The following is an 18,961-nucleotide window of genomic DNA, read 5'->3' on the forward strand; positions in this document are numbered from 1 at the left end:
TGCTACTAAAAATGGGGGGACTACAAGTGGAATTCTGATTTGTATGTGGCTATAGGAAAACAGTTAGTTGGAAAGTATTCTGCTCATCCTGATGCCCATTCACAAGGTATCTACTTGGTTTTGTGGTTTGGTCAAGATGGGTTAATCGCAGGGCGATCAAATAAAAAAGCAGATGGAAGCTATCGAGTTACTACGGCGATGCAGTTAAAGGGAGAAGTTGAATCTACAATACCAAATGAATTAAAAAATATGATTGATGTATTTGTGTTAGATTTGTCTTAATATGATTAATATTGAATATATAAGATTTTGTATCTTACAGTGTGTATCTTTCAGAGGCTTATGATTGGCATTAAACTTTACCGATACCATGCTGACAAATAAGGGTGGGTAATGGTTTTAGCTCAATATCCGCTGATGTAATTTTTCCAACATTTTCTAAATGAAATGTCAAGTTTAACCTGTATGTTAATTAAGCTAGTTTTGTCACCAAAGTAATGAAAGGGTGATTTTATGACTTTTATTCCTCCCCTTAAGTTAAGACACATCGGAAATAGATTGTTTTGTCTTTAAACATCAATCATAAGGATATAAGACATGCAATTCTTTCTGAACTATAGCTTGTTTTAAATTTCTAATTCAATGAACGTTATAAAAGTAGGATTAAAAATAGACGACAAAAATTTAGTTGTTTCTTTGTCACACTAACAGTGAGGCTAATTGCTATAATAAGCGTAATTTTAGAATAGGTGTGTTGTTGCCTATTATTCTAGAGTGTTTTAGAAATAACAACATCCAATACTTGTTAAGTTGAGTCTCATGCGAATAAAAGAGCTTTTTACTGCCTCTAATTTTGTCCATTTAAGTATATTTATCTTCTTCGTCTTCGGGATGATTTTTAAAACTAGTTATAGTGTTACTACTGTCTCACTATTACTAATCAGTATTTATATTATCGTTCGATATAGACAAGACATAGATTTTAAGAAAGGACATCCGATAGCTGTAGTTTTTTTGTTATATGCCTGTACTGTGACAATAGTGAATCTATTTGGATGGCATGATGCGAGAGATTATGAACCACCATTACGGTTCTTTTTAGCTGTACCTATCGTTTACGCAATGACTTATATCAAAATTAACCGACTATTTATTATGGTTTGCATTGCAATAGGCGGAATAGCTATGAGTGTTTTAGCTGTATATCAAGTGTATGAGTTGAATTTTGCCAGAGCGGGTGTTTATTATATTCGTTTTGGAAATATTGGGATATTGACTGCATTTTTTTGTCTAGCGAGTTTTTTGTTTATTCCGCAGAATTTTCGGTCAAATCAACAGTTATTACTAAAATTACTTCTATGTTTGGGGATAGTTGGAGGTGTGATATCTTCTGTTTTATCTGAAACTAGAGGAGGATGGGTGTTACCCATATTCGCCATTCCATTTATATTATTTTTGCTCTTCAAGCATTCAAAAAGAATCATTAGAGATATTACATTGATGGCATTAGCTTGTAGTGTTGTTATGGCTGGTTTGTATTTTACACCGCTGACAGGGATTCAGAAGCGTATTTCACAAGCAATTACTGAAGTGGAAAAGTACGGACCTAATCAATCATCTTCCCGCACATCTGTTGGTGCGAGGTTGGAGATGTGGCGATTAGTCACACAGGTCATACAAGAGAAACCCTATGTTGGTTGGGGGGTAGATGGGTATCGTGATAGGATGAAACAGTTTGTGCAAGAGAAGCAGGCTAAATCAACGATTTTACATAGACATCCACATAATGAAATTTTAAATGAAGCTAGTAAAAGAGGTGTTTTTGCTGCGTTATGGGTGATTTTAGGGTTTTATATTTTTTATTTTGCGAATTACTCTAAAAGACTCAATCATCCAGATATAGCTGTCAGGTATTATGCTACCTTAGGTTGTTTGGTTATTATGGGTTGGTTTAGCTTCGGTTTAACAGATGTTTTTTTAGAGCACAGTCAGACAATTAGTTATTTTATTGTTTATATGTCAGTATTTTGGGGCGGGCTTGTTCAGAGTGAAAAACAATCTCAGACTTCAGATAACCTTTCACTTACGTCATGACCTTTTGATGAACTGACTATTGTTATGGAACATACCTAAATGGCGAAAGTCAGTTCATAAATAAAAAATGGAAAGTCCCTTTCATTAAAAACCATCAGGATTGAGTTGTTGCCATTTCCAGCTATGCTTCACCATGTCTTCTAATGTGTATTGAGCTTTCCATTTTAACTCTGTAATAGCTTTAGTTGGATTAGACCAGTATGCAGCAATATCACCGGGACGTCGAGCAACAATTTTATAGGGTATCTTGACATTGTTGATTTGTTGAAAAGTATTCACAATGTCTAATACAGAGTAACCGTGACCAGTACCTAAATTCCAAATGTGGTAACCATGATTTGTATTTAAAAAGTCTAGTGCTTTGAGATGCCCATTAGCTAAATCTACGACATGAATATAATCTCTAACCCCTGTTCCATCTTTGGTATCATAGTCATTGCCAAAAATGGAGAGTTGTGGAAGTTTGCCAATTGCTACCTGTGTTACATAAGGCATTAAATTATTAGGAATGCCATTTGGATTTTCTCCAATGAGACCACTAGGGTGTGCACCAATTGGGTTAAAGTATCGTAGAATTCCGATAGACCATGAGGAATCAGAGTTGGCTAAATCCTCTAAAATCTGCTCTACCATCAGTTTCGATGTGCCATAAGGGCTAGTAGGACGAGATGTAGGGCATGTCTCTGGAATAGGTACTATAGCAGGTGTGCCATATACTGTTGCTGACGAACTAAATACAATGCGACGAACGTTGGCTGCTTTCATGGCTTCTAAAAGGGTAATGGTGCCTGAGACATTATTGTCATAGTATTCAAGAGGTTTTTGTACGCTTTCTCCAACGGCTTTCAATCCTGCAAAGTGGATTACTGCATCAATTTTATGTTGCGTAAAAATCTGATTTAAACAGTTTCTATCACGAATATCACCTCGGATTAGTGTGGTTTTTTGTTGTGTAATAGCCTCTACCGTTGCAAGTGCTTTAGGAGAACTATTACAGAAGTTATCTAATACAAATACAGAATGATGCTGATTAAGTAATTCAACAACAGTATGAGAACCGATATAGCCAGCTCCGCCAGTAACGAGAATGTTCATAATTTTAAAAGTCAAAAATATTTACGGATAAAAGTCATTTTACGCTTTTTTTGGCTTTTTCGTTTAATGTTACAATGACAATGATGATTATATTTTTCTTCTCATATGTCTAAAATAATTAATGTTTTTCTGCGCTTATTAACCTTACTTGGAAAGTTTTGTTTAATTTTTTTCTTAGCACGTTTGCTTTCCCCGTCAGAAGTGGGTTTATATGGTTTGTTGGTTGCGACTATTGCATATGGTTTATATTTTGTAGGCTTGGACTTCTATACATTTAGTACTAGGGACTTGTTAAAAAGGCCAATAAATGTTTGGGGTGAGTTTTTAAAAAGTCAGGCAGTATTGTATGTTGTTACATATACTCTTTTTTTACCATTAAGTTTATTTCTATTTGTAAGAGAAATTCTGCCTTGGTCTGTATTTATGTGGTTCTGGATAATTTTGGTTTTGGAGCATCTTAATCAAGAAATTAGTCGATTATTAATTGCAGCCACGCAACAGTATAAAGCTAGCTGGTTGTTATTTCTTCGATCTGGGGCATGGTGTTTTATTGTGATTGCAGTAATGGTTATTTTACCTGAGTCTAGACATATGGAGCTCGTTTTATTTCTGTGGATGCTGTCTGGTTTGATAGCAGTATGTTGTGGTTTACTGTGGTTGTCGAGGATGGGGCTAGGAGGTTGGAGTAAGAGTATCAATTGGGTATGGATATGGCAAGGAGTGCGGGTGGCTTTGCCGTTTTTAGTTGGGACATTGGCCTTGAGGGGTATTTATACTTTAGATCGCTATTGGATTGAACACTCGATAGGTTTAGACTTACTGGGTGTTTATGTTTTATTCATTGGAATGAGCAATGCACTCTTAGCATTTCTGGATGCTGGTGTATTCGTATACGCTTACCCTGCAATGATGCGTGCATATAATAATCATGATGAAGAAGGTTTTCACAAAGAATTAATGAAAATGCTCAAGCTGACAGTATTATTTTGTATTGGTTTTGCAATAGGAAGTTATGTGGCCTTACCCATTTTATTAAACTTGCTTAATAAACCGATTTATGTGGAGAACCAGTATGTTTTTTGGTGGTTATTAGCATCTACGGTAGTTTTTGCTTTAGGGATGATTCCTCATTATGCCTTATATTCAAAGGGTTATGATGGGATTTTAGTATATAGTAATATTGGCGGTTTATTAATTTTTATCGTGGCTGTTCTGGCATTACAGAATTATGATGCACTATTAGCAGTTCCAATAAGCTTAATAATTGTTTTCTTTCTTGTTTTGTTGTTTAAGAGTATGATATTACTTCGTTTACAAGACAAAAATTCTTTACCGGATTTATCTTAGGAGCGGTTCAGATGATTCCTTATGGTCGTCAAGATATTTCTCAGGCTGATATTGATGCCGTTATTCAAGTGCTCCAGTCGGACTTTCTGACTCAAGGTCCTATGGTACCCAAGTTTGAGTATGCAGTAGCTAGCTACACAGGTGCTAGATATGCATTAGCAGTAAATAGTGCAACATCTGCTTTGCATATTGCATGTTTAGCATTAGGACTGGGAGAAGGTGATTATTTGTGGACTACGCCAATTACTTTTGTGGCTTCCTCTAATTGCGCATTGTATTGTGGAGCGCAAGTTGATTTTGTAGATATTGATCCTAAAACTTATAATATTAATCCTTTGGCTTTGCGTGAGAAATTAAAAAAGGCCAAGGAAACAAATACTTTACCTAAGATTGTAGTTGCAGTTCACTTATGTGGGCAAGTTTGTGAGATGGATAAAATTCATGCTTTAGCGCAAGAGTATGGATTTAAAGTGATTGAGGATGCGTCGCATGCGATAGGTGGTACATATCAAGGAGTGCCAGTTGGCGCTTGTCAGTATAGCGATATTACAGTCTTTAGTTTTCATCCTGTAAAAATTATTACTACTGCTGAAGGCGGTATGGCTTTAACAAATTGTGCAAATTTAGCACAAAAAATGGACTTGTTAAGAAGCCATGGGATTACTAGAAACCCACAATTAATGACAAAACAGCCTGATGGCTCTTGGTATTATCAGCAAATTGATTTGGGTTTTAATTATCGTATGACGGAATTACAGGCAGCGTTAGGTGTTAGTCAAATGCATCGATTAGATGAGTTTATTTCTAGGCGTCATCTTTTAGCAGAGCGTTATGATAGTCTATTAGCCGATTTGCCGGTGATTGTACCGTGGCAACATCCTGATAGTTATTCGGGATTGCATTTATATGTTATTCGCCTGTCTCTAGATAAAATTAAAAGAACGCATAAACAAGTTTTTGAAAGATTGAGAGAATTAGGTGTGGGCGTAAATTTACACTACATCCCTGTGCATACACAACCCTATTATCAGACATTAGGTTTTAAAGAAGGAAGTTTTCCTGAGGCGGAAAAATATTATACAGAAGCTATTAGTCTGCCTATGTTTCATACTTTATCATTTGAACAACAGGATACTGTTGTAGAGGCACTAAGAAAGGCACTATATGAATAATGCTATTGTTATTATTCCTGCATGTATGGGGTGAATATTTAGTGATTCTATGTATTGTGTGAGTGGATTTCAACTCTTGGAGCGATGATTATTTAAAAAATTTTACCTCGTATCGTGATGGTGACGATTTGAATGACTGTTTTTTTGGGATTTTAGGATTTGGTTGAACTGTCTCAATTAAGTAAGATAGCATTGAGATCGTTCGATTAGGTAAATTATGGACGTAAAACTAGCAAATAAGGAAATGCTCAGTTTCATTGCTCATTGCATTTTGTGAGGCCACTGAAAGCAGGTGATATAATAGATGCAGTCGGTATCTGTAGTGTTCGCTTGAACTTTGGCTTAGCACCAAAGTTTTATGAACAAGTACTAGGTAAAAAAGTCACACAGAATGTTGAATATGCGACACCAGTTACTCTGGATAATGTGGAATTATAGAAGTTAAATATTAAGAAACGTAATGAATGTTGCCGTTAATTAGAGAGTGATATAAATAGTCGTATAATATGGAAGTTTCTAGATTTTAGAGAAAGAGAAAATTATGTTAACAAATAAAACGATTTTAGTGACCGGGGGTACTGGTTCTTTTGGCAATACTTTTGTTCCTATGACATTGGAAAAATATAACCCGAAAAAGATTATTATTTTTTCTCGTGATGAGATGAAGCAATGGGATATGGCAAAGAAGTATCAGAATGATCCACGTATTCGTTTTTTTATCGGGGATGTTCGTGATAAAGAACGCTTAATGCGAGCGTTAGATGGTGTTGACTATGTAGTACATGCTGCGGCAACTAAAATTGTTCCTACAGCGGAATATAATCCTTTTGAGTGTGTAAAAACTAATGTGCATGGAGCAATGAATTTAATTGATGCTTGTATTGACAAGGGGGTGAAGCGAGTTGTTGCGCTATCTACGGATAAAGCAAGCAGTCCAATTAATTTGTATGGCGCTACAAAATTGACTTCGGATAAGTTATTTGTAGCTGGTAATGCATATTCTGGGGAACATGGGACAAAATTTGCTGTTGTGCGTTATGGTAATGTGATGGGGTCGCGAGGATCGGTAATTCCTTTCTTTATGTCTATTCGAGAGAAGGGTGTTTTACCTATCACTGATGATCGTATGACTCGCTTTATGATTTCCTTAGAGCAGGGTGTCGAGTTAGTGTGGCATGCATTTGAAGATATGTGTGGTGGTGAGATTTATGTTAAGAAAATCCCATCGATGAAAGTGACGGATTTAGCTAGTACTATTGCACCGGAATGTAAACAAGAGGTGATTGGTATTCGTCCCGGAGAAAAGTTACATGAGCAAATGATTAGTGCGGAGGATTCTTATTATACTTTTGAATATCCAGAACATTTTAAAATTTTACCTGTAATCAATGACTGGGCAAATAGTCCAGAGCGTATTAAAGATGGTAAGAAAGTACCAGAGGGATTTGTTTATTCCAGTGATAATAATACAGAATGGATGTCGTCAGAGGATTTACAAGCTTGGGTAGAAGCAAATAAGAATAAGATTGGTAATATTTAATTTATTCTTTTTCAAAAGTGAGCAAAGAGCTTTTTAGGAAGGTTGTTTGCTTTATTCATTTCAGATATATGGTGTAATAATGGGCGATGCCTCACGATTCAATAAAAAAGCACAAAAAAGAAACTCTATGATTTCTCAGGTGGTTTTGGCTATCAGTGACTTTTTTGCTTTCAATTTGGGGGCTGTTTGTGCATTGCTTTTTGTTACGTTATGTCTTGGAAATATTGATAACTATATTCCTAAAAATGAGCAGCATACTAGAATTTATGCTCATATGTTTCTCTCTGTTGTATGTGTGGCTTGGTTTTGGGTGCGATTAAGGCATTATACGTATAGGAAACCTTTTTGGTTTGAATTGAAAGAAATATTACGTACAGTTTTAATTTTTGCTGTTATTGATTTGGTCATTATTGCATTATCTAAATGGGGAATGTCTCGTTATGTATGGTTTGTAACGTGGACGAGTGTAGCTGTATTATTGCCTGTTCTGAGATTCTCTACTAAAAATATTCTTCGTAAATTAAAAATATGGAATAAACAATGTGTAATTATTGGTACAGGTGCTAATGCTCTGGAAACTTTGTATGCTCTTCGGAGTGAAGAATCGTTGGGATTTGATGTACAGTATTTTTTCGCTGTAGATACGACAGATGTATCACAGAATGCTATAGAAGGTATCCCTATTTTATTTGATGAAGATTGTTTATGGGCAGAAACTAGTCGTCGTCATACTCAATATATTATTGCATTAGAAGACGGTCAAGGTAAAATTCGTGCGCATTGGTTAAAAATTCTAGCTATGAGGATGTGTCGAGCTGTGTCGGTTGTTCCTACGACTAGAGGGCTGCCATTAAATAGTACTGATATGTCATTTATTTTTAAGCATGAGATATTGCTTCTACGTATCAATAATAACCTAACTAAAAAGAGTGCAAGGTTTATTAAGCGGTCTTTTGATTTGCTTGTGGCATCAAGTATTTTATTATTAATCTCTCCAGTATTTATTGCTCTAAGTTTGATGGTAAAAAAAGATGGTGGACCGGCTATTTATGGGCATACTAGAATTGGACGTGATGGTCAGCCATTTAAATGTTTGAAATTTCGTTCTATGGTGACTAACTCTAAAGAGGTTTTAGACGAGCTTTTAGCGACCAATATAGAGGCTAGGGCTGAGTGGGAGAAAGATTTTAAATTAAAAAATGACCCCCGTATCACAAAAGTTGGGTATTTTCTGAGAAAAAGTAGTTTAGATGAGTTGCCTCAGCTCCTTAATGTTATTAAGGGTGAGATGAGTTTAGTTGGTCCTCGTCCTGTGATTCAGGAGGAGGTGGAGCGATATGGTGAGCATAAAGAATATTATCTTATGGCAAAGCCAGGTATGACGGGGTTATGGCAGGTGAGTGGTCGCAATGACGTAGACTATGAAACGCGAGTCTATTTTGATGCGTGGTATGTTAAAAATTGGTCTTTATGGAATGATGTAGCCATTCTCTTTAAAACAGTAAATGTAGTTTTAAAGAGAGATGGAGCTTATTAGTCAGAGCCCTAGTTAGCAAAGCCATATTTTTTATCATTAATAGCTACTATTGGAGATAATAGTTTTTCTAATATTAATAATGAAATTGGGTATCTGGCAAGAACAGACAATATCTTAAATTTCCAGTACGAGTGGCTACCTAATATTTCAGAGTTATTGAGTTTTTGGTATTGCTGGAGGATAATTTTTCTATATGTAGCTCTCTTTTGTTTTGGAATTCTTACTAGACTTACTAAGCAAGATTGAATGAGGTTGACTAGTGCGCTATTGACTAGTTTCTTATCTACTAACCCTTGTTCCTGTCGATGTTGAAGAATTTCCACTGCTTCGAAAAGTTTAAACTGTTTTTCTGCCGATCCTGAAGTAATTGAGTGTTTACGCTTTCTGTAACCATACATTGGTGTTGTAATGTGTGCAATGGTTTGGGCTTGTTGCGTTAAGACTGGGCTAGTAACTAAATCTTCATAAATGACATTGGGAGGGAATTGATTGTTTGAGTATAGTTCCCTTTTGGCAATTCTTGCCCAAGCAAAGTTGGGTTCTTTCGCTAAGGTTCTTTTATTTATCAATTTAAAAGAATGGGCTGATGAATTTGTAGGGTGATTTACAAAAAGATTCTTGTAAGTCTCGTCTAGATGGAACTTTATGAAAGGTATGTAAATTAAATCAGCTTTCCTGGTAGTCAGTATCTGATTGAGACTTTCGATAAGTATTGGATTGATAACATCATCAGAGTCGACAAAAATAATATACTCCCCTTGTGATAAGGACAGACCGTAATTGCGAGCTTCAGACAACCCTTTATTGGGTTGGTTGTACAATTTAAAGTTCTTATGCTTTTGGCAGAATTGTTCCGCTAAAAACTTTGAGTTATCAGTTGAACCGTCATTGATAATAATGCATTCACAGCAATCTTTTGTGCTAATTGCAGAGTTAATGGACTCTAAGCATTCTATAAGGTAGTTTTCGACGTTATATACCGGGACGATGATGGAGTATCTAGTCATATTAGATAGTTTTGGTTTTATTTAAATAGTAAAAATAATAAGAAATTATTGTGTATAGAATAAATACGCATACTGTTAATATTGCTTTCATCGATAGCAAGTAAAAGCCATCTCCCATGACAATAGCACGAAAAATAGCATCAACACCTTTAAGAGCAAGAAACATTAATACTATGTCTTTTAATAAAATAGCTTTGCATAATATTGAGTAAAAAAATCCCAAAATGATGCCCATAAGAGATGCTATAAGGGGAGACCAATAATACCCGAAAAAATAAGCAAGATTAATTGGACCGCCCATCGTCATATTAATTTCTTGGTCTACAAACCATGAATATACATTTTCTGGGCTAACCAAATACATAATAAAGAATATTCCTTGCGTAAATTTATCTGGATTGTCTACTCCTAAGAAATTGGTTTTGATTATCTGTAGTGGTTGTCCATTAAAAGAAGTTAGTTGGTCAAGAGACCACCACAGTTGAGACTGTAATGCTAGACGATCAACAAAACGTGAAGCTGCCACGTCAGAGCCACTGATGCTCGCATAACTGAGGTATATATTTATAAAAAGAAATAGACTGAAAATAGAAAGAATTACTAAAAATTTGACATCTGTAATGAGTTTGAAAAAGTTTATATGTTTTTTGCTTAGAACAACGATTGGGATGCAAAATGTGAGAGAAGTAAAGAATATTCCAGTAAATTTTTCACCGACAAGTGCTAGAGCACATAATCCTAATAGGAAGATAAAAATGTATTTTTTTCTTTTTGTCAATGAAAATAGTAGACCGATGAAAATAGAGAGTTGAGTGCTTAAGAATTTTAAGTATTCAATCCATTTGGGAGCAATATGATTCCAGTAATAAAATCTATCAACGTTGTAGTCATTTGGATGACCGTAGATTACAAAGGTCAGAATTAATATATAAATAATAAGTATATATACATTGAGTAGAAAGTATAAAAGTAATTTGCTTATTTTGTGAGGAATTATAGGGGTTTGTGGTGAAATTGTTTTGATTTTCTCAAATACAAGAAAGGATTGTAAGGCCGAAAGGACTATGAATGCACACAGGGAAATTGTGCGACTAAGTGCTCCAGTAGGTGATGCCTCCTGTCGAATTTCGCTTAGAAATAATGAGTTGTTTTCTACAAAGAATGTACTAATTCCTGTAAATGTAAAACCAAATAATATGGGTATAGCTAAAATGGTAAAGTTGGTTTTTTTGGGTATAACATATACCATAGTGCCAAACCACATTAATAACGCTAAATAGTTTAGCGTTAAAGGGGCACCGTTAGGCAAAATGGCATAATAAAATAATACTAGCCAGAGGGAAAACAGAATACTGGACATATTTAATGCTAATCAATGTTATAGGCTGGATTGCTACAATTTTCTAAAAGAGCCAGTGTATCATAAAGTGAATCCTTAAGTAGTTTGCTTGTTACAGGGAAAATGTTAATGCCTTGCGTATTTAATAGATTGAATTGTGCGCTGCTACCAAAACCATAAATGTTAATATTTTGATATTCTTGGGTTAATTGTAAAATATACTCTTCAGCAATTAGGTTGTTTTTTAGTGTGATAATACCCTTGTGTATATTACTAATATCCTCTCTAGGGTGAGGAATATAAATATATTTATGAGTAAATTGTTCGAGTAGTTTTATAACAGAGGCTTGTAATCTTAGGCTATCTCTTTGTGACTTGGTCGCTTCTGAATATACAGTTCCAAGAAAAATGTTAATGGTCTTCTCATTTGTTGCTGGTGTGGGTTTGTCGAATAGAGAAATATAATGTGTTTTTGGAACTGCATTTGTATATCCAGGATAAATTGAATAGTGTTTAAACGTTTGTCTTTTTATTTTGTCAATAGAGTACCTGTTTCCCATTAAATAATGTGCAATTTTAAGGAAAAACCCTCTTAAAGGAGGTTTCTTTATCCCCACAAAGAAAGAGCTAGATGGTATAATGTTCGCTGTACCGTCATCGAAAGTGACTAGTTTTTTCAATTTTATAAAAGAAAGAGCATAGTGCCACAGTGTGTCATCAATATTAGCCATATATGCATTATATTCTTGGTTAAAAAGAAAACGACGTAGTTGAAGTACAGTGGATAAGGTTCTTCCAGAAGATATATATATGCTGTTCTTTGTCCCTTCGGCAAATTTTAGAAAATATTTCTGATTGATTGTATTATCATTAAATGCTAGATAGATAATATCGCAGAGTGACTTGTCAATATTTTCTTCTTTGATAATTTGAGTTGCTATGAGTGTTTGTAACGGTGTGGCACAAATAAAAAGATTTTTTGGTGGGTACGATGTCGTCATATGGTTTGGGGAATGGTGTTGTGAGCAATAGAAAATTGCAAATGATTATTTGTAATCGTGTTTTGTTAATAAACTAAGAGTAATGTCGCTATTTTACAATATAATCAGAGGAAATATGAATATCTTAATAATAGGAGCAGGTTTTTCTGGTGCAGTGATTGCGCGGTTACTTGCAGAAAAAGGACACGTTGTTGCCGTTAAAGATTCGCGTAATCATATTGCGGGTAATTGCCATTCTGAACGTGATGCAGAGTCTGGTGTCATGGTGCATAAATATGGTCCTCATATCTTTCATACAAATGAGAAGAAAGTATGGGATTTCGTGACGTCATATATGGAATTTATTCCATACATCAATCGGGTTAAGTCTACGGCCAAAGGTGCTGTATATTCTATGCCAATTAATTTACATACAATTAATCAATTTTTTGGTAAAACATTTAACCCTGAAGAGGCAAAACAGTTTATTACCAAACAAGGCGATAACAGCATCACTGAACCAGCAAATTTCGAAGAGCAGGCTCTGAAATTTGTAGGAAAAGATATTTATGAAACTTTCTTTAAGGGATATACCGAAAAACAATGGGGGTTAGATCCTACACAACTCCCTGCAAGTATCCTAAAACGTTTGCCTATCCGTTTTAATTATGATGATAATTATTTTAATCATCCTTACCAAGGGATGCCTAAAGAAGGCTACACAGTATTAGTAGAACGGATTTTACAACATGACAATATTACCGTAGAACTTAATGCTAAGGTTCTACGTAATGATGCGCTACAATTTGATCATGTATTCTATAGTGGGCCTATTGATGAGTGGTTTGGTTATAGTGAAGGACGCTTAGGTTACCGTACGTTAGATTTTGAAGAAATTCGTGGAGATGATATTCAAGGCTGTGCAGTCATGAACTATCCTGATTCTGAAGTGCCATTTACACGTATAGCAGAACATAAGTATTTTGCTCCTTGGGAACAGACGAAGTCATCAATTGCATTTAAAGAATATAGTCGTGCTTGTGAGGAAGGTGATATTCCTTACTATCCAATTCGTTTGGTTAATGAACAAGAAATGCTCAAGAAATATATAAATCTGGCTCGCCAAGAGCAAAAAGTAAGCTTTGTTGGCCGTTTAGGTACATACCGTTACTTAGACATGGACGTCACTATTTTAGAAGCTATGAATACAGCTAAAGAGTTTTTAGCAAAACTAGAAAAAAACGAACCTATTCCTGCTTTTTTTGTTGAGCCAATTTAAAATATGATAGAGCAAAAAATTGCTATTATGGTAGCAACCCATAAACCATATACTTTTCCGGCTGATAAAGGTTATTTACCTGTACATGTTGGGAAGGCTTTAAATAATAAAGACATTGGTGCTATTGGCGACAATACAGGAGAGAATATTTCTTCTCTGAATCCTTATTTTTGCGAACTTACAGGTCTATATTGGCTATGGAAAAATGTTAAAGCAGAATTTTATGGTCTAGCACATTATCGTCGCTATTTTAGACCATTATCGTCCACTGCAGAATCAGAAACGATTAATAAACAAGCCATTGCTAGTGCTGATAGCTTAGTAACAGTGTTAGATAAATACGATATTATGCTATCAAAAAAACGTAACTATTGGATAGAAACAGTACAACAGCATTATGAGCATGCTCATTATAAAGATGATTTGGAAAAACTGTATCAAATAATCCAAAAAAAATATCCAGATTATGTAACTAGTCTTGAACAAGTTCTCAAGGGGACGTCCCTATCGCTATACAATATGTGTGTTATTCGTGCCGATAAGTTTAATGATTATTGCACCTGGTTATTTGATATTTTGATAGATTTAGAGCCACAAATTCCATATCAAACTTATGGTAATTATCAAAAGCGAGTCTTTGGTTTCCTTGCTGAGCGTTTGTTAAATGTTTGGGTTAAACATAATATCCCTAATGAAAAGGTATTATATGCATCAGTTGTTAATATTGAAGGTGAAGACTTAATTGATAAGGCAAAAGGGTTATTGAAACGTAAGTTTTTGGGTAAAAAATTAGATTAGACTTTTTGCTTTATTTGGGTTAAAGCTCAAAAAGAATAATGAAACATAATTTAAGGGGAATACTTTAATAAGTATTCCCTTTAAAATTGCTATTTCTAGTGATGAGAGCAAGATTACATTTTGAGCTTGTTAATCCAATATTTTGTAGATTCGTTATGCTTAGAATTAATAGGTGCCCCAGATAACTCTTTATCAATTCCTTTTGCAAGCACCTTACCTAATTCTACCCCCCATTGATCAAAAGGATTTAATCCCCAGACTATACCTTGGACAAATACTTTATGTTCATATAAAGCCAGTAGGGCACCTAATGCAAATGGGGTTAATTGTGGTAGTACGATTAAAGTTGATGGACGTCCACCAGGCTGTTTACGATGTTTTGCTAAGGCTTTTGCTTCTTTGCTATCAAGTCCAGCCTTGATATTTTCATCATATGCTTCTTCTTCCGTTTTTCCATTAAGTAGGGCTTCTCTTTGTGCTAAACAATGGGCGAGTAGTTGACGGTGATGATTTGCCCAACGATGATCTTCTTTTGCACAAACAATAAAATCAACGGGAGCACCTTCTGTACCTTGATGGAGCCATTGAAAAAATGTGTGTTGTGCATCGGTGCCTGGCATTCCCCAAACAACAGGGCTTGTAGGCACAATAATAGGGTTTCCTTCTATATCAACAGACTTACCTAGTGATTCCATTTCTAATTGTTGTAAATATGGAATTAGGTTGGCAAGCCGGGAGTCATAGACGGCTAGATTGAGAGACCCATATCCTAAGGCACTACGGTTAGCTAATCCAGACATTGCTAGTTGGATAGGTGCATTATTTTCTATAGGGGCTGTTAGGAAATGTTGATCCATAGCGTAAGCTCCACTTTGGAGACCAGCTAGGACGCTAGAACCAACAGTTAATCCTGCTGCTACTCCTACGGCTGACCACAAGGAAAATCGTCCTCCGACCCAATCCCAAAATTTGAATATATGATAAGGAGGGATTCCCCATGCATGAGCCGCATCTGGGTTAGCAGTAACAGCGATAAAATGATTCATAGGGTTACTGATTTTAGCTGCTTTTAGCCATTCTAGAGCACGTTGTGCATTTTCCATTGTTTCTGCAGTGGTGAATGACTTAGTAGCAATAACAATAAGCGTTTCGCGTGGATCAAGACCAGCTAAACCTGCCTCAATAGCGTGACCATCAATATTGGCGACATAACGAATATTCCGCCATGTTCCTGCATAACCGAATGCTTGTGTTGCTAGACGGACGCCCCAATCGCTTCCTCCAATACCAATGTGGACGATGTTATGCCATTGACGATCACTATCTGTGCGACGAACAAATTCCAGAACTCGTTTCCGTTCTTCCGCTACCTCAGCAATGGGTTGGGGTTCTCTGAGCATTGTGTGCCATGCAGGACGATTTTCAGTTGGGTTGCAAATTCCTCCTGCAAATAATGCTTGTCGTTGAGCATCAAAGTTACGCTCGGTTAATAAATTGCAAATTGCATGTTGCCATTTAGAAGAACAACGCTGAGTGCTTAAATCTACCGTTAATCCAGCGGCTTCAATTAGTCTTAGAGAGTTTGGATTTAAGGGAGCGTTTTGTACTGTGGCTACAAATTGAGGCCAAGATTTAAGTAGGTGAAGAGGAGTAATTGTTGTTTTTGTCATATGAATTTACAAAAAATTAGAATCTAGCAAGAGTACTCACTGTTGTCAAAGAGGAATAGTGCTATTATAAAATGAATTCAGTTATTGTGAATGTTAATTTTTATTATCTAAGGTTTTATATTTATGAATCCAATTAGAAAAGCGGTATTCCCTGTTGCTGGACTTGGGACTCGATTTTTACCCGCGACTAAAGCTATGCCAAAAGAAATGTTACCTGTAGTGGATAAACCATTAATCCAATATGCTGTTGAGGAGGCTGTAAAAGCGGGTATTACCGATTTAATTTTTATTACTGGCCGTCATAAACGTTCGATTGAGGATCATTTTGATCGTATGCCAGAGTTGGAGGCAGAGTTAGAGAGTAAAGGTAAAATAGCGTTATTAGATACTTTAAAAGATATTCTTCCAGAAAATGTTAACTGTATTTATATCCGTCAATCAGCACCATTGGGCTTAGGGCATGCCGTGTTATGTGCAGAACCTGTCGTTGGGAATGAGCCTTTTGCTGTATTATTAGCTGATGATTTGATTGATGCGGATGTTTCAGTCACTCAACAATTAATCCAAGTGGCACATGCTCAGGGGGGAAGCGTATTAGGTACGCAAGAAGTTCCTTTAGCGGATACCAAAAAATATGGAATTATTGCAGGGGATGTATGTGCTGATAGAACAATGCGTGTGGATAGTATCGTGGAAAAACCAAATCCAGATCAAGCACCGTCACGTAATGCTGTTGTAGGGCGTTATATATTAGAGCCAGAAATCTTTGAACACTTACGTCATATTGGTCGTGGTGCTGGTGGTGAAATCCAGCTGACTGATGGTATTGCTTCAATGTTAAAAACTCGTCCTGTATTTGGTTATAACTATGAAGGTGTGCGTTATGACTGTGGGAGTAAAGAGGGATTCTTTAAGGCAAATATTGCTTTAGGTCAGAAATACCATGGGTTAAGTATTGATTAGCCTAAAAAGCTAATGGATATAAAATACAAAGACCTTTTGAAAACATTTTTCTTTGCAATCGTATAGTCATATAAAATGTGTATTTTTGGGGTTCAAATATGTATTAATAGGCTAGAAAGTATCTAAAAAGAATCGTAGTTTGATTAAATCGTTATGGATAAAAAATATTAGTTTCAGGAACACTTATTATTATGAAATATAAACATATTGTAGAACACAATCCTGATGAATGTATCAAATAAATATGCATGGAGAGTAAAACCTTATTGAGTTTTGAAGTGTAAATTATGAATACATCATTTATTCCTTATGGTAAACAAGACATCAATCAAGCAGATATTGATGCAGTTGTTGAGGTTTTAAAATCAGATTTTCTTACTCAAGGTCCAAAAGTTCCTGCCTTTGAGCAAGCAATAAAAGATTATTGTGATGTCGAATATGCATTGGCAGTAAATAGTGCGACATCAGCATTGCATATAGCCTGTTTGTCGTTAGGTTTGGGTGAAGGTGATTGGTTATGGACAACACCAATTACTTTTGTGGCCTCAGCAAATTGTGGTTTGTATTGCGGTGCTAGAATAGATTTTGTTGATATTGATCCTAAGACTTATAATATCTCAGTTGAAAAACTTGCAGAGAAATTAGCGATTGCTAAACAAGAAAATCGTTTGCCTAAAGTTGTTGTACCAGTTCATCTCACTGGGCAGGTTTGTGAGATGGATAAAATCCGTGAATTATCAAAGCAGTACGGGTTTTATGTAATTGAAGATGCTTCGCATGCGATTGGTGGTAAATATAAAGGTAAGCCTGTGGGTAGCTGTGAATATAGCGATATTACAGTATTTAGTTTTCACCCTGTAAAAATTATTACGACGGCAGAAGGCGGTTTGTGCACAACCAATAATTCAAAGCTTGCTGAAAAAATGGAGTTATACCGTAGTCACGGTATTACTCGGAATCCAGAACTGATGACAAAAGAGCCGGATGGTTCTTGGTATTATCAACAAATAGATATCGGCTATAATTATCGAATGACTGAATTACAGGCAGCATTAGGTGTGAGTCAGATGGTTCGTTTAGATGAATTTATTGCTGTACGCCATGCATTAGCTAAGCGTTATGATGAATTGCTTACAAGCCTACCAGTAACAATACCATGGCAGCATCCCGATAGTTATTCTGGGTTGCATCTATATGTGATCAGGTTGAAATTAAATGAAATTCAGAAAACACATAAACAGGTATTTGATGAGCTTAGATCAAAAAATATTGGTGTGAATTTACATTATATTCCTGTGTATTCCCAACCGTATTATCAGCAATTTGGTTTTAAGGTGGAAGATTTTTCAGAAGCAGAGCAATATTATCAAGAAGCAATTAGCTTACCGATGTTTTCGTCTTTGACCTTTGAGCAACAAGATGTGGTAATTGCTACATTAAGGGAAGTTTTATGCGTTTAGCCGTTATTCCTGCTCGAGGGGGGAGTAAGCGTATTCCTCATAAAAATATTAAAAATTTTTGTGGTAAACCAATTATTGCTTATTCTATTGAGGTAGCTATCCAGTCGGGCTTATTTGATAAGGTTATTGTCACTACGGATAGCTCAGAAATTGCACAAGTAGCGGAGCAATATGGAGCAGAAATCCCATTCATGAGACCCCAAGAGCTCTCAGATGACTTTACGGGGACTGTGCCAGTGATTGCTCATGCTATTAGAGCTATGCAAGAGTTGTGCTATGATGTGAAAGAAGCGTGCTGTATTTATGCCACTGCACCTTTTATTCAAGTCACTGATTTACAGAAAGGTTTCAAGTTGCTTAGTGAGTATCAAGCAGATTATGCTTTTGCCTGTACCAGTTTTCCATTTCCTATTCAGAGGGCGATTAAATTATCTGAACAAAATGCAGTTAGTATGTTCTCCCCAGAGTATGAACAAACTCGATCACAGGATTTAATTGAGGCGTATCATGATGCAGGTCAATTTTACTGGGGGATAGCAGAGGCATTTTGTAAATTAAAACCACTGTTTACTGGTAATAGTAGAGCAGTTGTATTGCCTCGCACTCGAGTCCAAGATATTGATACATTAGAAGACTGGGATCGTGCTGAGTGGTTATATAGATCCATGAGTCGAGATTGA

The 18,961-nt window shown here is 35.9% G+C and carries 17 protein-coding genes; 12 read left to right on the plus strand and 5 right to left on the minus strand.

The annotated features are described in order from the left end of the window. Window positions 1-45: 45 nt before the first annotated feature. On the plus strand, window positions 46-282 hold the full coding sequence (locus BQ4443_RS01545; RefSeq protein WP_143000518.1) for a hypothetical protein: 237 nt from the start codon (window positions 46-48) through the stop codon (window positions 280-282). A 537-nt stretch (window positions 283-819) separates the two neighbouring features. After that, a complete protein-coding gene (locus BQ4443_RS01550) occupies window positions 820-2,094 on the plus strand; it encodes an O-antigen ligase family protein (protein ID WP_083331820.1) in 1,275 nt (424 codons plus the stop codon). 84 nt (window positions 2,095-2,178) lie between these two features. Here the strand turns inward: BQ4443_RS01550 and galE are convergent, their stop codons facing one another. Beyond that, entirely contained in the window at window positions 2,179-3,189 is a 1,011-nt protein-coding gene (galE, locus tag BQ4443_RS01555) for a UDP-glucose 4-epimerase GalE (RefSeq protein WP_071057835.1), read from the minus strand. A gap of 105 nt (window positions 3,190-3,294) precedes the next feature. On the opposite strand from galE, the gene BQ4443_RS01560 reads away from it, so the two are divergent. The 5 genes from BQ4443_RS01560 to wbaP all read left to right on the plus strand — a co-directional run bounded on the left by BQ4443_RS01560 (window position 3,295) and on the right by wbaP (window position 8,785). Further along, the gene (locus BQ4443_RS01560; RefSeq protein ID WP_071057836.1) at window positions 3,295-4,536 is read left to right on the plus strand and encodes a lipopolysaccharide biosynthesis protein; all 1,242 of its coding nucleotides are present in this window, start codon (window positions 3,295-3,297) and stop codon (window positions 4,534-4,536) included. An 11-nt stretch (window positions 4,537-4,547) separates the two neighbouring features. Next, a complete protein-coding gene (gene pseC / locus BQ4443_RS01565) occupies window positions 4,548-5,708 on the plus strand; it encodes a UDP-4-amino-4,6-dideoxy-N-acetyl-beta-L-altrosamine transaminase (protein ID WP_071057837.1) in 1,161 nt (386 codons plus the stop codon). 273 nt (window positions 5,709-5,981) lie between these two features. Next, complete coding sequence (locus BQ4443_RS12090; RefSeq protein WP_176752440.1) at window positions 5,982-6,146, plus strand: SAF domain-containing protein; 165 nt, start codon at window positions 5,982-5,984, stop codon at window positions 6,144-6,146. Between the two features lie 103 nt (window positions 6,147-6,249). Further along, entirely contained in the window at window positions 6,250-7,248 is a 999-nt protein-coding gene (pseB, locus tag BQ4443_RS01570) for a UDP-N-acetylglucosamine 4,6-dehydratase (inverting) (protein ID WP_071057838.1), read from the plus strand. Between the two features lie 127 nt (window positions 7,249-7,375). Beyond that, a complete protein-coding gene (gene wbaP, locus BQ4443_RS01575) occupies window positions 7,376-8,785 on the plus strand; it encodes an undecaprenyl-phosphate galactose phosphotransferase WbaP (RefSeq protein WP_143000524.1) in 1,410 nt (469 codons plus the stop codon). A gap of 8 nt (window positions 8,786-8,793) precedes the next feature. Here the strand turns inward: wbaP and BQ4443_RS01580 are convergent, their stop codons facing one another. From BQ4443_RS01580 to BQ4443_RS01590, 3 genes are read right to left on the minus strand one after another with little or no spacing between them, the layout of a single operon-like run. Further along, window positions 8,794-9,792 (minus strand): glycosyltransferase family 2 protein, encoded by a 999-nt coding sequence (locus BQ4443_RS01580; RefSeq protein WP_071057840.1) that lies wholly within the window; start codon window positions 9,790-9,792, stop codon window positions 8,794-8,796. A 1-nt stretch (window position 9,793) separates the two neighbouring features. Next, entirely contained in the window at window positions 9,794-11,152 is a 1,359-nt protein-coding gene (locus BQ4443_RS01585; RefSeq protein ID WP_143000519.1) for a DUF6418 domain-containing protein, read from the minus strand. 8 nt (window positions 11,153-11,160) lie between these two features. Further along, on the minus strand, window positions 11,161-12,132 hold the full coding sequence (locus BQ4443_RS01590) for a glycosyltransferase family 52 (RefSeq protein WP_071057842.1): 972 nt from the start codon (window positions 12,130-12,132) through the stop codon (window positions 11,161-11,163). A gap of 115 nt (window positions 12,133-12,247) precedes the next feature. On the opposite strand from BQ4443_RS01590, the gene glf reads away from it, so the two are divergent. After that, window positions 12,248-13,390, plus strand: a complete 1,143-nt coding sequence (gene glf / locus BQ4443_RS01595; RefSeq protein ID WP_071057843.1) for a UDP-galactopyranose mutase — start codon at window positions 12,248-12,250, stop codon at window positions 13,388-13,390. A 3-nt stretch (window positions 13,391-13,393) separates the two neighbouring features. Further along, a complete protein-coding gene (locus BQ4443_RS01600) occupies window positions 13,394-14,188 on the plus strand; it encodes a DUF4422 domain-containing protein (RefSeq protein ID WP_071057844.1) in 795 nt (264 codons plus the stop codon). A 113-nt stretch (window positions 14,189-14,301) separates the two neighbouring features. Here BQ4443_RS01600 and pgi read toward each other — a convergent pair whose 3' ends face one another. Beyond that, complete coding sequence (gene pgi / locus BQ4443_RS01605; protein ID WP_071057845.1) at window positions 14,302-15,858, minus strand: glucose-6-phosphate isomerase; 1,557 nt, start codon at window positions 15,856-15,858, stop codon at window positions 14,302-14,304. Between the two features lie 123 nt (window positions 15,859-15,981). On the opposite strand from pgi, the gene galU reads away from it, so the two are divergent. From galU to pseF, 3 genes are all read left to right on the plus strand, one after another. Next, window positions 15,982-16,821, plus strand: coding sequence for a UTP--glucose-1-phosphate uridylyltransferase GalU (galU, locus tag BQ4443_RS01610; RefSeq protein WP_071057846.1), 840 nt, complete (start codon window positions 15,982-15,984; stop codon window positions 16,819-16,821). A gap of 287 nt (window positions 16,822-17,108) precedes the next feature. Continuing rightward, a complete protein-coding gene (gene pseC / locus BQ4443_RS01615; RefSeq protein WP_071057847.1) occupies window positions 17,109-18,281 on the plus strand; it encodes a UDP-4-amino-4,6-dideoxy-N-acetyl-beta-L-altrosamine transaminase in 1,173 nt (390 codons plus the stop codon). Beyond that, entirely contained in the window at window positions 18,272-18,961 is a 690-nt protein-coding gene (gene pseF, locus BQ4443_RS01620; protein ID WP_071057848.1) for a pseudaminic acid cytidylyltransferase, read from the plus strand. Before pseC (BQ4443_RS01615) ends, pseF begins: the two co-directional genes overlap by 10 nt.

The organism is Pelistega sp. MC2, assembly GCF_900099475.1.
GTDB classification, from domain to species: Bacteria; Pseudomonadota; Gammaproteobacteria; order Burkholderiales; family Burkholderiaceae_B; genus Taylorella; species Taylorella indica.